The following is a 14435-nucleotide window of genomic DNA, read 5'->3' on the forward strand; positions in this document are numbered from 1 at the left end:
GCTACAGCCGCGTATCAAAAAAAGACTTGAGCCGGCGGAACCACCACAGCCCGGCCCAGAATACAGCTGCGTCAATCGCCGCCAGATAACAGATCATCCAGAAGCTCGGCATCGACCCTGCTACAGTTGCAGTGCGGTAGCACTCCGCGATCACATAGAAGGGGTTGAGCTGCACAATAGGCCGAATGAAATCCGGGTAGGACGAAAGCGGGTAAAAAATCGGAGAAGCGAACAGCAGCACGGTGAGTACATTCGGCAGCGCCAGTGCGGTATCCCGTACAAAGACGTTGAGCGCCCCAAGGAACAATCCCAGTCCCGACACGAACAGGATATGCAGGGCTACGATCAGCGGCAGCGCCAGATAACCTGGGCCCGGCATCTCGCCTGAAACCAGCTGCAGTATGAGTACGATAGCGAACGCGACGACGAGCGGCACCAACCCCATCAGCGCACCCACCATCGGCAACAGCTCCGACTTGAAGGCGATGTTCTTCACGACACCGGCGTTTCCGACCACGGACGTCGTTGCCGCCGACAAGCCTTCGCTGATCGCAAGCCACGGCCCGTAGCCGCTCAGCAGCCAGATCACGAATGGCAACGACCCGGAACGTCCCGGCAACCGCCCCGGAAAAACGACGGTGAACACGAACGTGAAAATGCACATCAGCATCAGCGGCGACAGCACCGCCCATACCAATCCCAGCGCCGACCCCAGATAGCGGTCGCCCAACGTCATGCGGAAGAGATTGCTCAGCATGCCGAGGTCTCGCCGGTCAAAACCTGCCAGCATCATGTCTTGACGTCCTCAAGGCGCCGCGCGGTGATCTGCGGAGGGTAGAAGATCAGCGGCTGCCCGCCTATTTGCCCTTCCTCGTCGACGACCTCCAGCACGCAGGAGATCAACTCCTCGTCGCATCCCTGACCGACGAGCGCAACATCGAAGCGATAGAGATTGGCTCCCAGCACGAACGGATCCATGTCGATGGCGATCGTGAACGGACCGGACGCCGGCAGCGCCATCCCCACCTCCGAAAGACGCCGCCGCCAGACCAAACGTCCGTCGACCCGTGTGAGAACAACCTCGAGATCATGCACCGGCGAGGTCGAGTCGAGACGCCCGCGCGCGACGATCGCCAACGGCACCATGGCGAGCGCCGTCGCCTTGCGCGCCTCGCCCCGCTGAATTATTTCGACTGCATCAAGCTGAAGGGGTGCGGCCCTGTTCACCACGCTCCCTTCAAACTTGCGCATCAACTCTGCCTCGTCCGCCTCCCGTACGGCTGCCTCGTAGCCTTTGGTGACGACCTGCGGCGGACCGTCCATGACGAGCCGGCCGCCGTCCAGCCAGAGGCATCGCGAGCACATTTCCACGATCGAGCCTAAGCCGTGACTCACGACGATCACGATACGACCACTGGCCGCAACTTCTTGCATGCGCCGCGTCGCCTTGGCCGCAAAGAAGGCATCGCCGACCGACAGCGTTTCGTCAATGACGAGAATGTCGGGATCGATGAACGCACCCATCGAGAACGCGAGACGGGCCTTCATCCCCGAGGAGTAGGTTCGCACCGGACGATCGATAAACTCGCCGAGTTCGGCGAACTCGATGATTGCATCGACGACGTCATCGGCCTGCTGCCGGCTGCGGCCGTGCACGGCAGCGTCGAGGAAAATGTTGTCTCGGCCGGTCATGTCCTCACGCAGCACCGCGCCCACCGTGAGCATCGCGTGCAGGTCGCCATCGACCTCCACAGAGCCCGAGGTCGGCTCGGTAAGTCCCGCGATGATCGAAAGCAGCGTCGTCTTGCCGGCTCCGTTGCGGCCTATGATGCCGACGCGCTCGCCCTCCGCCACTTCAAAGCTGATCGAATCGAGCGCCTGCACGTGACGCTTGGTGACTTCGCGCTTGCCGCTTCGCAGCGCATCCATCAGCGACACGGGCCCGCCGCCCTGATCGGCAAGCGCAAACACCTTACTGACATCCCTCACCCGAATTGCAGCGCGCATCAACCAACCACCTTCCACGCCGCCGGCAGGCTGAATCCGCGCCCGTCCACCCCTTCGACGCCGAGCGCGAGCCCGCTGCCGTCGAGCCAGCTGAATCCATCGAGAACAATTTTGACCACTGAATTGTGCGGGTCCGGCATCACGAGGTGCAGGCTGATCTGGTAGCTGCCAGGTGCAAGTGGCAGTGTCGGGATATCAACCCCGATTGCATACCGTCCCGGTTCCTCCCCAACAGGCGTGTGCCGGCGCGACATCAGCGACGTCTCCCAGCCGTAGGCCGGCTGGAGACGCTCGACTGCAATCACCACGCTGACCTCCGCACGGGTGAGGATATCGACCTCGGCGTCAAGCCTGAAATCCGCTCCCGTCATGATCGTGCGCGGATACACGGGCGCACCTGCGAATCGCGCTATTCCATCGCGGTAAGTCGACTTTGCCTGCTCGCCGTAGAGGTAGCGCCTCACTGCACGCTCGGCTGGCCCCGAAAAGGCCACCTTGCCACGATCCAGGACGTGCGCCGTCTCGCACAGGCGTACGATCGCGGACCAGTCGTGCGTCACCAGGACTCCGGACGCGCCGCCTGATACCCGCTCGCGCAACCGCCGCCAGCACTTCGACTGAAAATGCTGGTCACCGACCGCAAGCACCTCATCGAGCAGATAGACCTCGTATTGCCCGGCCGTCGCTGTCGAGAAATAGAGTCGCGCGCTCATCCCGGCCGAGTATGTGAGCACCGGATCCTCGAATCGATCTCCGAGTTCGGAGAAGTCGTGGATATCCGCGATCATCGCCGCGCGCTCGCTGGGCGAAAATCCATGCACGGTCAGCAGCCGATCGGCATATTGTCGTCCCGTGAGCTCCGGATTGCCGACGAGACCGAGTTCATAGAGGCCCGACATCGCCCCGTGCACCGCAACCCGGCCGGTATCCGGCGCGTAGACGCCGCCGATGACCCGAAGCAGCGTGGATTTGCCGGCCCCGTTGCGGCCGAGCACGCCGAGGAACTCTCCCTTGGGCACTTCGAAGCTGACCCCGTCGAGCGCGGTAAAATGAGGAACGTCGCGTCCCAGCCCGAACGCGAGACGCCAGGCGCTTCCGCCGTCGACAAGCGCAAAGCTCTTGGAGACACCTTGGCAGGTGATGGCAACAGCCCGCGACATCATGCCTTCGCCTGCTGCCCACGCCGACAAATGTAACGCCGTTCTGGCGCAATTGGCGTCCGCCTCTGGACTGCGAACCAGGCGCGCCCCGTGACCAATCGGACTGACGAACGCAGGACTACCAGACAATCAGATGAAGAACTAACAATCGGTCGTTCAAACATTTTCAAGGTCAAAGTACGCATCATTTCATACAGCACATTCAGGCAGGCAAAATTGTGCCCGCCGAATCCGGGCCGCGGAGCAACTCGACGCATCACACCTCTCTGGGCGTCGGATCGTTCACCGGATGTTCGGACGATCGTGCTTCGCTGTTATGTCGTCATACCAACGACCCATCGCGCTCGCGTAACCGTCAATCGCTCTTTGCAACCGAGCCCGCGGCGGCATCACCTCGGGGGTCCACCACTCCGGATGCGTAAGCACCTGCAGCCGCTCCTCCGTAGCCTCCTCAAGCACCGTCTTGAGACGCCGGTAGCGCCAGACGCCGTTACTATCAGATACATAGCCATAACTCGCCTTAAGCGAGCGGCCGTATGCGTTGACCATGCCAACGACGATATCATCCTCGAGTTCGGTTTGATCAAGAATGCCGAACAGATGGAAGCTGATCGCCACGGGCGGTGACCCAAATTCGTCTGCGATCAAATCGCGTTCACGGGCTATTGCGTTCAGCAACGCCTGCCCACGCAGCATCTCGCCATAATATGTCGGGTCAAAATGCAACGCGATGTCGTGCCCCAGCGACTTTATGCGGCGTACGCATTCAGCTACGTCGGCCGACATTAGATTGTAGTAGAGGCACCTCGGAAGCAGGAAATAGGTTGCCTTCACGCCTTCCTCAGCCTCGATCTCGGCAACCTTCGCAGCGCGATGCATCGATACGTCACAGTCGTGGCGCCAAAGAATCGTGCCCCTGGCACCAGCCGAGGGGAAATCGACGGCCTGATAGGACGATTTGGCAAGCCGAAGCAATTGTCGATAACTTGCCTCCGTGAAGTCATCGAATTCCAATGGGTGCTGACGATCTGGCGACATCCGCGGTCAGTCCAATCCACTCTTTAGATGAACCGATTGCAGAAGGAGCTCAAGACAAGCTCCTTCAGGCCTGTCGTTCCGACAGTACTGTCCAGTTCCAAATTCATCAGTAACACATCCCCAACTGAAAACATTCAGCGACGCCATCGATCGTTCGATCCGGCGCGCCATCGATGTCCAATGCCGAAGCGTCGGGGCACTTGGAGCGCATATTCTCTCGCAGAGTCTACAATTTTGTCGCTTCGAGATACACTCCGAAGCGATGCCGATCACCTTTCCAACCGTACCGCTTGATATGTGCGATCGAGAATCCTCCCAAAGCGCCTTGAATCTCATAGTCACGGAAGTGATGGAAGTGAATTGCATCTCGATAGAGCTCGGCTCTTTCCGTCCAGATTAGGGTTGCCAAATACAGCTTTCCGCCTCGCCTCAGTACGCGCGCCGCTTCTGCTATCGCCGTATGGTAATCAAAAACGTGATCGAGACTGGTCAGGAAAGACACGCAATCGAACGTGGCCTCAGCAAACGGAAGGAATTCGGCCATACCAACAACGCGAAATTGCTCGTTTCTGCCGAGCGATGGCTCAATCCCAAGATATTCGCAAGAGCGCGGGAACATGCGCCGGCTCAGATCCGGGCTGTCGCAACCAATGTCCAGAACCAGCCCACGGGCGTTGGCGAGCAAGACGCGAGAGCGGAACACGTGGCGCTTGTACCAGGGATCGTCGAACGGTGTGTTCAAATCGCCTCCGGCGTTTTTGACGGCGCATAAGTACAGATACTGATCAAAGGCGTTCTTTATCGAGCGGATCGACAGAGTCTCGATGTGCCGATCAGCGAAATGCCGCGCGGCCTGGGGCAAAAGAACAGGCAACCTATTGTCGATGGGAAACAACTCGCCTGAACTCGTGGACAGATCGACACCATTGAAATGCAGTGGCAGGCCCGAGTCAGGCGAAATTAGCTTTCCACTGATTTGACCAAATTCTACAGCGCGGGCGTGCTCTGCAGGATCATCAAGAACGGCCTCAAGAAGATCATCACTTTCGTCGACTTCGACGTCACGCCAGGAAGTTCGCAGCCAATCCATAGTCATTCAGCTTTCTTGAGATGGCACGCGCGGGATACTCCGTCCTTGAGTCCAATCGTCGGCGGCCCAAGCAGTCTCACCATTCGGTCGGTCGCGCCCACATAGTGGTCAGGTGACTTGTCGACAGGCTCAATCGCGACGCGATGACTCGACGCGTTCGCAATCAGCTCCGCAATCTCCCGAAGTGACGCGATCTCCGGGCCAGCGACATTGATAGCATAAGACTCTTTGAGGTCCAGCGCCGCCATGGTCGCCCGAGCTGCATCGTCGACATAGATTGGGTTGAGGCTCGGACCACACGCTTCGGCAAGACGGATCGACTCTCCGCGCGCAATTGCCTTGCTGATTCGCGCAATGAGAAAGTCTTCATTTTGCCCGGGGCCGTATACGAAGAAATATCTGAGACGCGAGACAACAAGATGTGGCTCAAAACACTGCAACAATGTTTCGGCTGATGCCTTTGCCTGGAGGTAGAAGCCCAACTCGCTGGTCGGCCGAATCGGTGCATCCTCGTTCAAGGCCTGGGCGGATGGTCCATATATTCCACCGGACGATGCCAGAATGAATTGGCGGGCGCCATGGCTAATACCGTACTCCGCCAAACGAGCAGCAGCGGCGATCGACACCGCCGCTATGGCACCCGTCCGGCTGGGAAAGTCCTTCCAGCCGCCCGCCTGCGCAAGGTGAATGATTGCATCGACCCGGCCCACGTGTTGCAGGTCTGATGAAAAATTGCCTGCTAGGTCAGCTTCCAGAATGCGCGCATTCGTGACGCAAGCAAGCTGCCTTCCAGGCCTTATCAATGCCGTTACGGTTGCTCCCCTGCTTTGCAAGAGGCCCAACAACCGTGAGCCTAGGAAGCCGGCTGCGCCCGTCAGCAACACATGGCTACCTGTCAAATCGATATTTGGCGAAGGCATTCGCTCTCACTCTAGCGTCGCGGGCGGCCGACCGTGCTTGTGCAGGTGGTCATAGACCCGTTCATAGCGTTCGGCCAACACGTCCTTTGACCACCAGCACATCGCGTGCGCGCGGCTTACGGCGCCGATACGGGAACGTTCGCCTGGGTCGGTCACTAGCCTTCGGAGCACCTCATAGATGGTTTCCTCCGACGCATCGATGATTGGACACTCGGCAATGGCCCGGACGGCAGGCAGACCGCGAGCTTCGACCTTGTTTACGCGGCCCACGACGGGCCGACCGAGCATCATGCCTTCCCGCGCAGTCGCGCCGTAGCGGCCATAGTTGAGCTGATCGACGATGATGTCGGCTTGGGCGAGCATCCAGCGGTTGTCGACACTCGGTACGTCCTTACGAAATAGCAACCGAACCGGATGACCCTCCGCCTTCAGCCTGTCGATCGCGGCAACAACGGAACCGGTTCCTTTGACGTTGACGCCTTGGCGGGTGCGCATCTCATAATTGCCGACCGAATGATAGATCAGGATTTCACCGTCGGCCTTGGGCTCGCGCCACAACTCGGGAACAGGAACTGTCTGCCCAAGTTCCGGACGCCAGAACTCAGGATCGACAGCAAAGGACAGCGGCTCACGAAAAACCGCGGCCGTATCACGAAAATCGAGCGGTGGATCGGTCTCGATGCAGATGAGATCCGCCAGTTGCACGACCTTCCAGCCCCAGGCGGACATGCGATGATTGGAACAGATCTCGGGGCGCTCGCGCCACGCGCATTTCGGGCACATGCCCGGGCTCCAGGCCTCGAAGCCCGTTTGCGTGATCAAGTCATGGCATCCGGTAATGCTATAGGCGATCTTCGCGCCGCGCCGCTTCAAATCCAGTACATCCCAGGGGACGCGATCGTGATCCGTTGAGGTGTCATAGTTGTAGGGAAAGAAGGAAAGGGTCCCTACGCCGGCAAAATGAAACATGTCAAATCGTTCAGCCGCCTCCTGGAAGCGCTCACGCAAAACCTGCTGTTGTTTGTTGGCGTCCGCTTCGAACAGGTTCCAATCATGGCCGTGGAAATGCTGGGCGTATTCAGAGTTCGGGTCGATGATCGCCATCGACACGGCGTCCCAGCCACGCTTGCGCAAGGAATCGGCCAGAAAGTGGAAATTGTAATAGCTCGGATTGACGAAAAGAACCGAACGGCGGCGGGGAACGGCAGGCTCCCCTTTTGGTCGGAGAACGTCCTGAACCGGCTCCTCGCCAAAGGGCGGATTGTGCGTGGCCGGCTGCCCCGCGGCTTCAATCCGGTGTAGCGCCGTCAGGCTTTTAGGAAGAGCTAGACCAACCGCGATCATCAGCCGACGGCGGCGAACGTCAGGATCGGCGTGTTCGGGCCGGAATCCAAGAGGCCAGGTCTTTACACCGTCAACTGCCTGATCAGATGCAATCAAAGTTCTCCATACCAGCTCGTTGTCACGCGTCGACGATGCGATCAGCTCACGGACAGCCAGGCAATTGTCCGCCGACCACTGATCCCGGCGGGACTGAGGATAATCGGATATGCACTCACCCAGTTTCCATTCGATGGTCGGGTCGCGGGCCCATGCGCGCAATTCGGACTTATTCGCTGCAAGCGCAACCAGACCTGCAGGAAGATCAGCTCCAATTTGGAATAAAGTAACTGAACTAGACGCGCGGATCGGCAAAAGACGCAAACGGCGAGACTTTGTGCCTACCATTCGGAACAGAACGGAAGCGTAATTCCCGCCCAGCGATTTCAGATTCGTGACCAGGGATGCATCTTTGGCGTAGGAGGCGCGCAACTCGCTTTCGGACATTGGAATCGACTTCTCGCACTTGGTCACCCGGCACCCCATTTGTATAAACAGGGCGTATCAGAGTGCTTTGCATTTGTGATCATGCCGCTCAGCCGCCGCGAACGGCGCTCTGATCGACGGGGAGGTCGAAGCTCGATACGCAGACCCTCGCAACGACGCACCCGTACACACATCGGGCCGACAATTTGTCTTTGTTAAGATCGCGTTTGGGCTTTCGGAAGGACCGAGGATTAGACCGCGGCGGAATTTACTTTCCACCCCGCCGGATATCATTCGCAGTCCTCTATATGTGCGCGCAACGCGTATTCGACGTTCATCAGCGACCATATCAGCAGTCGACGATTTTCCCGACCTTGAAGATGATCATCGATGAGCCCCCTTATCGGCTTGGGATCGAGATAGCGATAGATCTTCGCTTGATCGTCGAAGAGGACGTTCCGGACAAAGTCGATGCTTTGGCCCTTGAACCAGCTCGCATCGGGACCAGAGAAGCCCTGCTTCTCTCGCTCCGCCACTTCCTGAGGGATATGCCGCTGCATCACGTTCCGCAGCAACATCTTGCCATCACGAGCCTTCTGAAAGTAGCGAGCCGTTTTCCTGCCCGGCTCGTTCTCGTCCAATGCCACGACTTCATCGAGCTTGCCGAGCTTCATCCGGACCGGCAGCTTCATGGCGAAGTCGACAAGATCGTTGTCGAGAAACGGGACGCGCGTCTCAAGCGAATGCGCCATCGATAGCTTGTCTTCCATGGTCAACAACCCATGGAGAAACGTCTTGGCTTCCAGATAGAGCGAATGATTGACGTAGTCCTCCGGACGGGTCAGACGCTCCGCGTGCTGATCGAACATGTCCCTGAAGATATCGCGCGTCGAAACGCCCTGCACGTCGCTCCAAATCGGAGCGAAGACACACTTCAGCACATTGTTCGGAATAAGCCGCTGCCAGTACTCGTAGTACTTGTCGATATACTGCTCGAAGCTCTGGTTCACGACCGCTCGGTAGTAACGCCAGGGATAACCGCCGAAGATTTCGTCGCCTCCGGTTCCTGCAAGGACGACCTTGTTGAACTTGCTCGCGAGCTGAGCGACGTAGTAGTTCGGATAACTCTGTCCGACGCGCGGCTCTTCCAGATGCCAAGCCAGCTTGGGAAGCACGCGCTCCATGTCGCCCGATTTGAGCACCATTTCGTAGTGCTCGGTGCGAAACAGGTACGACATTCTTTCCGAGGCCGCGCGCTCGTCGTAGTAAAGCTCGATGCCAGATACCGAGCTCAGGTCGAAACCGCAGGTGAACGTGCGCATGTAGCTGAGCGACTGCGCCGCGATCGCGGTAATCGTTCCCGAGTCCATTCCGCCTGACAGATACGCACCCACGTCGACATCAGAGACGAGCTGCCGCTTCACGGCCTGTTGAAGCAGATGATCAACCTCTTCTTGATAGTCCGCTTCGGACCGCGCTGTTTCCGGCTCCTGAAAATTGTAGTCCCAGTAGCGCGTCAGCTTCGGCTGCGTTCCAGCGCCTGCTTCGCTCGACACGCTGATATAGCAGCCCGCGGGAAGGATACGGACGCCCTTGAGCAAGGTGCGGTCCGTGAAGAAATTCTGGAATGTGAAGTACTCCAGCAACCCCTCGGAATCGAGCCGCGCATTGAAGGTCGGAACGGCGCGAAAGGCCTTCGATTCCGACGCAAACAGCAACTGTTTGCCACCCAACCAGTAGTACATCGGCTTGATGCCGTACCGATCTCTCGCAAGCGTAAGTCTGCGCTCCTTTTGGTCCCACAGGGCAAAGGCGAACATGCCGTTGAAACGCTGCAGGGCACCCATTCCCCACGCTGCGATCGCCTGCAACAGGACCTCGGTATCGCTGCGAGATCTGAAGACATGTCCCTGGGCTTCGAGCTCGGCGCGAAGTTCCCGATAATTGTAGATTTCGCCATTGTAGGAAATCACAAACCGGCCATCCGGCGTTTGCATCGGCTGCTCGCCGGTCGGGCTTAAATCGATGATCGCCAGCCGGCGATGCCCGAGACCTATCGAACGGTCAATCCATTGGCCTTCGCCGTCAGGGCCACGGTGGGCGATCGCCTGCGTCATCGCACGCAGGACATGCGGGGACACCGGCCGCCCATCGAGGTTAAGAATGCCCGCGACGCCGCACATGTCTAAATCTGTCCGATCCTGGCCTGCAGAGCCTTACTCAATGCCGGCCTTGGCGCGCCGCCGCTCGAGGCCGGCCCGATGCTTCGACCGCCATTCGATCAGCATCTGCAGGCCTTCGCGCAAATCGACTTCAGCGGTGAAGCCGATTTCCTCGGCCGCGCGCTTCGTAGAGCCGACCCGATTGCGCACGAAGGTCGCGTTGCTGCGCGGCGCGTACTTGATCGGCTGGTTCGACCCGGTCAGCTGGAGCAGCATTTCCGCGAGCTCCTTGAGCGACGTTCGCTCGCCGGTTCCGACATTGTAGTACCGGGCGACCGTATCGGCCGACATCGCGCAGAGATTTGCCCGCGCACAATCAAGCACCGAAACGAAGTCGAAGGCTTCCGAACCGTCGCCCAGAATGGTCGGCCCTTCGCCGCGGTCGATCGCGTCGAGCATCTTCATGATGACCGCGATATAGGCGCCCTGATAATCCTGACGCGGTCCGTAGACGTTCATGTAGCGCAAGCCGACCGCAGGCAGGCCATAGCGGTGACAAAACGCCGTCGCCATCGCTTCGCCGGCGATCTTGGTCGCGCCGTAGAAATTCTTGTTGTTGAACGGATGGTCTTCGGTCATCGGCTCTTCGACCGCATCGCCGTAAACCGAAGCCGAAGAGGAATAGACGAGACGCTTGATCCGGTTGGCGACGCAGGCTTCGAGCACATTGAACGTCCCTCGAATATTGGTGTCGAAGGCCGCCCGGGGGAATTCATGGCATTGCAAGAGCCACAGCGCCGCAAAATGGAACACGCCATCCTTGCCCTTCATGGCGGCATCAAGGATATCGGATTGGCAGACATCGCCACCTGCCTCGAATATCTTGACGCGCGGATCCCCGAGAACCCGCTCGACATTCCCGAGGGAACCACGCGCGAAATTATCGAAGATCACGATCTCGCCGACATCGTGCTTCGCGAGCTGTTCGACTGCATGAGAGCCGATCAATCCCGCTCCGCCGATGACGAGGAACTTCTTGCCGTTGATTTCCAAGGCTGACCTCTTGGACTGGAGTTTACGCCTCACCAGGAGTAGACAAAGTCGAACTCGCGGCAGAGCAACGATGACTGCTTGAGATGCTGGATAACTACCAGGAGTGCAACAGGTGGGAATCCCGTTGGCAATGATCTCAGCCTGGCGCGTGCGATGAAGCCTGGTCCCGCAGCAGTTCCGCGATCTCGAAAGCTGCCCGTCCCTGGCCGTAGTCGGTGATGTCGCTCCGCGCCAAATGCGCCGGTCCCTTCCAGAGCCGGTTCCAGCCGTTTGTAACCGTCTCGGTCCACTCGGTTTCGTCGCGTAGCGTCACGCACGGCACGCGATGAAAGTAGGCTTCCTTCTGCAGGCCGCCGGAGTCTGTATACACTTCGGTGGCGTGGTGCAGCAGCTTCGCCATGTCGAGATAACCGACCGGGTCAATGATACGCAGTCCTTTCAGGCTCACACCCAGCCGCGAGGCGGCGCCCCGGGTGCGCGGGTGCAGCGGCAGGACCACGGTGCGCCCGCGCGACTGCTCCAGCAGAAATTGAACGACATCACGGAGCCGCTCCGGATCGTCGGTGTTCTCCGCGCGGTGCACGGTGGCAAGCGCATATTGCCTGGGTTGCAGCCCCAGCCCGCTCAGGATCTTGGAACTGACCTCGGCCTTTTCCAGAGCGAACAGGGTGGCGTCGTACATCACATCGCCGACGTGATGCACGCCCTTGACCACGCCCTCAGCCGCAAGGTTTGCGATCGCCGTCGCGGTGGGGCAAAGGTGAAGCGCCGAGAGATGATCCGTTACAATCCGGTTCAGCTCTTCAGGCATGCGCCGGTTGAAGGAACGAAGCCCGGCTTCGACATGAGCTACCGGAATGTGAAGCTTGGCCGCTGCCAGCGAACCGGCCAGGGTCGAATTCGTGTCGCCATACACCACGACCCAGTCCGGCTTTTCGGCAAGCAGGATCGGCTCGATGGCCATCAGCATCCGCCCGGTCATGTCACCGTGACCACCGCCATTGATGTCCAGATGATGTTTCGGCTTCGGGATGGCCAATTCCTCGAAGAACAGATCAGACATGTTCGCATCGAAATGCTGACCGGTGTGAATCATCACCTCCGTCAGTCCATCCGTTTCGCGAATGGCCCGGCTGACCGCTGCGGCCTTGATGAACTGCGGTCTCGCACCGACCACAGTGAGGATCTTGATCGACATCAGGAATACTTCGCGACGTCGGGCACATGGGCAACGTGATTGCGCATGCAGCCGAGGATGTGACCATGGTTTTCCCGGGTCCACGCGACGGTCCGCTTGAGGCCATCCTCATGCGCGACGCTCGCGACGAAGCCGAGCTTTTCGCGCGCCTTGGCTGGATCGCCGAAGCGCTGGCCCGACCTGTCCCAGTCGCGCGCCGGCGTGAGCGCAATCGGCGTCTGGTTGCCGGTGATCGCATTCACCCGCTTCGCCAGATCAAGGATGCTGGTCTCGACGCCTGAGGCGAGATTGTAGATTTCGCCGGGATCACCCGAGAGGGCACATGCCATCAATCCGCGCGCCATGTCTTCCACAAAGATGAAGTCGCGAGACGCGATCCCGCCATTCTCGACAGGAAGGGCTTCGTTGTGCAGGGCCTTCCAGATGAAGGTCGGGGTGACGTTCCGCCAAACCGTGTGGACGGTGCCGCGCCAGCGGCCGGCCCCAAGTATTTCGCCCGGCCCGTAGACGTTCTGGAACCGCGCCTTCACGAAGGGCAGCTTGTACCGGGTGAAGTAGTAGTTGCCGTACATCTCCCCGATCAGCTTGGAGATCGAATAGGGACTGTCGTGGAACAGCGAGACCGGAGCGTCCTCGGTCGTCGCGGAGGCGCCGTCAAAGGTCTTCTCGGCCACCGCACAGCCAGCCGCGGCATACACCACCTTCTGCAGCGACCGGATGCCCTTGAGCCTTTCGAACAGCTTCAGGCTCGTCAGCGTGTTGTTGTCATGATCCGCCAGTGGGTCGGCGATCGACGACTGGTTGCCGTGATAGCACGCAAGATGGAAGGCAAAGTCGAGATCCTCCGGCAGTGCAGCGAGCACAGCATCCTCGGTGATTGGACGTGGCACGAATTGGATCCGGGGATCGGCCAGCACGTTCGAGGCATCGGACGACAGCAGATTGTCGACGACGACGACCTTGGCCGGCGCCTGGTCCAGCAGCATCCGCACGAGATTTGAACCGACGAACCCGGCTCCGCCGACGACGAGAATGGTCGATCCGTTAAATGACTTCATGATCAGCTCTTTGGTGCCGCCAGATGACTATAGACATCGCTCACGCCATAGGCGTCGTACCACGCAAGGAGGCGCCCGATGGTCTCATCGAATGATACCTTGGCTTGCCATCCGAGAACTGCACGGGTCCTGCTCGGATCGGGAACGACGGACGGCACGTCGTCATCCCCGACCGGCACCACCTTCACGTCAGGATCGGCCGGCATTCCGAGGTGGGACCGTACGAGATCGTAGATTTCCTTGATCGAGTGACCGATCCCGCTCGATACGTTGAAGACGCCGGTCGGCGCCTGCTCGGCCATCGCGAGATCCACCGCGGCCAGGAAGTCGGACATGTCGAGGAAATCGCGCTGCGCGTCGCTGCAGAAGCAGCCCTGCCCGGCCTTCAGGCGCTTGTAGAAGGTGGGGATCGGACCAATCGCCAGGCGGGGCCCCGTCACGTTGGCAAGCCGCAGCGACACGTAAGGCAGCCCGCTCATCGCCAGGTACTGCTCGCCGGCAACCTTTGAGATGCCATAGCTGGTGAACGGCCGCAGCGGATGGTCGACCGGGATCGGCGTGCTATCCGGCCGGCCGTAACACAGCACGGTCTGGAAGTTCAGGATCCGGCCCGCGCCGGCGGCCCGCGCCGCGTCGATCACGTTCGCGGTGCCATCGACGTTCGTTGCGATATCTTCCCGCCAGTTCGCCGGGTCCTTGTAGGAAGCCGCCGAATGCACGACATGCGTCGGCCGGAATTTCTCGAATGCCGAGGCAACGAGATTCCGGTCGGCGATCGAACCGTCGATCAAGGTCAGGCCGGGAAGCGCCGGCACAACCTCGCGCTTGCCGGTGGCGAAATTGTCGATCACGAGGATTTCGTGGCCTTGCGGCAACCAGTGCTCGATCAGGTTCGAGCCGAGGCAGCCCGCGCCGCCGGTGATGATGATGCGCATCTCGCGGT

The 14435-nt window shown here is 59.7% G+C and carries 12 protein-coding genes; all 12 read right to left on the bottom strand.

Features of this window, described 5'->3' with window-relative positions; genetic code table 11:
• Position 1: 1 nt before the first annotated feature.
• The 12 genes from ABIB78_RS26770 to ABIB78_RS26825 all read right to left on the bottom strand — a co-directional run bounded on the left by ABIB78_RS26770 (position 2) and on the right by ABIB78_RS26825 (position 14427).
• Positions 2–793 carry an ABC transporter permease gene (locus tag ABIB78_RS26770; RefSeq protein WP_429029657.1) on the bottom strand — a complete coding sequence of 264 codons (792 nt, stop codon included), beginning with the start codon at positions 791–793 and terminating at the stop codon, positions 2–4.
• On the bottom strand, positions 790–1971 hold the full coding sequence (locus ABIB78_RS26775) for an ABC transporter ATP-binding protein (protein WP_429029660.1): 1182 nt from the start codon (positions 1969–1971) through the stop codon (positions 790–792). Before ABIB78_RS26775 ends, ABIB78_RS26770 begins: the two co-directional genes overlap by 4 nt.
• Before the next feature lie 35 nt (positions 1972–2006).
• Complete coding sequence (locus ABIB78_RS26780; RefSeq protein WP_429029662.1) at positions 2007–3170, bottom strand: ABC transporter ATP-binding protein; 1164 nt, start codon at positions 3168–3170, stop codon at positions 2007–2009.
• A gap of 279 nt (positions 3171–3449) precedes the next feature.
• Complete coding sequence (locus ABIB78_RS26785) at positions 3450–4205, bottom strand: hypothetical protein (RefSeq protein WP_429029665.1); 756 nt, start codon at positions 4203–4205, stop codon at positions 3450–3452.
• Positions 4206–4431: 226 nt separating this feature from the next.
• Positions 4432–5301 (bottom strand): class I SAM-dependent methyltransferase, encoded by an 870-nt coding sequence (locus ABIB78_RS26790; protein WP_429029668.1) that lies wholly within the window; start codon positions 5299–5301, stop codon positions 4432–4434.
• The gene (locus tag ABIB78_RS26795; RefSeq protein ID WP_429029671.1) at positions 5298–6215 is read right to left on the bottom strand and encodes an NAD-dependent epimerase/dehydratase family protein; all 918 of its coding nucleotides are present in this window, start codon (positions 6213–6215) and stop codon (positions 5298–5300) included. The genes ABIB78_RS26790 and ABIB78_RS26795 overlap by 4 nt, the downstream gene beginning before the upstream one ends.
• A 6-nt stretch (positions 6216–6221) precedes the next feature.
• A complete protein-coding gene (locus tag ABIB78_RS26800; RefSeq protein ID WP_429029673.1) occupies positions 6222–8042 on the bottom strand; it encodes a glycosyltransferase in 1821 nt (606 codons plus the stop codon).
• Between the two features lie 269 nt (positions 8043–8311).
• Complete coding sequence (gene asnB, locus ABIB78_RS26805) at positions 8312–10204, bottom strand: asparagine synthase (glutamine-hydrolyzing) (protein WP_429029676.1); 1893 nt, start codon at positions 10202–10204, stop codon at positions 8312–8314.
• A 33-nt stretch (positions 10205–10237) separates the two neighbouring features.
• A complete protein-coding gene (locus tag ABIB78_RS26810; protein ID WP_429029678.1) occupies positions 10238–11269 on the bottom strand; it encodes an NAD-dependent epimerase/dehydratase family protein in 1032 nt (343 codons plus the stop codon).
• 103 nt (positions 11270–11372) lie between these two features.
• Positions 11373–12434 carry a non-hydrolyzing UDP-N-acetylglucosamine 2-epimerase gene (gene wecB, locus ABIB78_RS26815; RefSeq protein WP_429029680.1) on the bottom strand — a complete coding sequence of 354 codons (1062 nt, stop codon included), beginning with the start codon at positions 12432–12434 and terminating at the stop codon, positions 11373–11375.
• Entirely contained in the window at positions 12434–13492 is a 1059-nt protein-coding gene (locus ABIB78_RS26820; RefSeq protein ID WP_429029682.1) for an NAD-dependent epimerase/dehydratase family protein, read from the bottom strand. The genes wecB and ABIB78_RS26820 overlap by 1 nt, the downstream gene beginning before the upstream one ends.
• A 2-nt stretch (positions 13493–13494) precedes the next feature.
• Positions 13495–14427: an NAD-dependent epimerase/dehydratase family protein gene (locus ABIB78_RS26825; RefSeq protein WP_429029684.1), complete on the bottom strand. Its 933-nt coding sequence runs from the start codon at positions 14425–14427 to the stop codon at positions 13495–13497.
• Between the last annotated feature and the right edge of the window lie 8 nt (positions 14428–14435).

This window comes from Bradyrhizobium sp. I1.14.4 (genome assembly GCF_050435825.1).
In the GTDB taxonomy this organism is placed as follows: domain Bacteria; phylum Pseudomonadota; class Alphaproteobacteria; order Rhizobiales; family Xanthobacteraceae; genus Bradyrhizobium.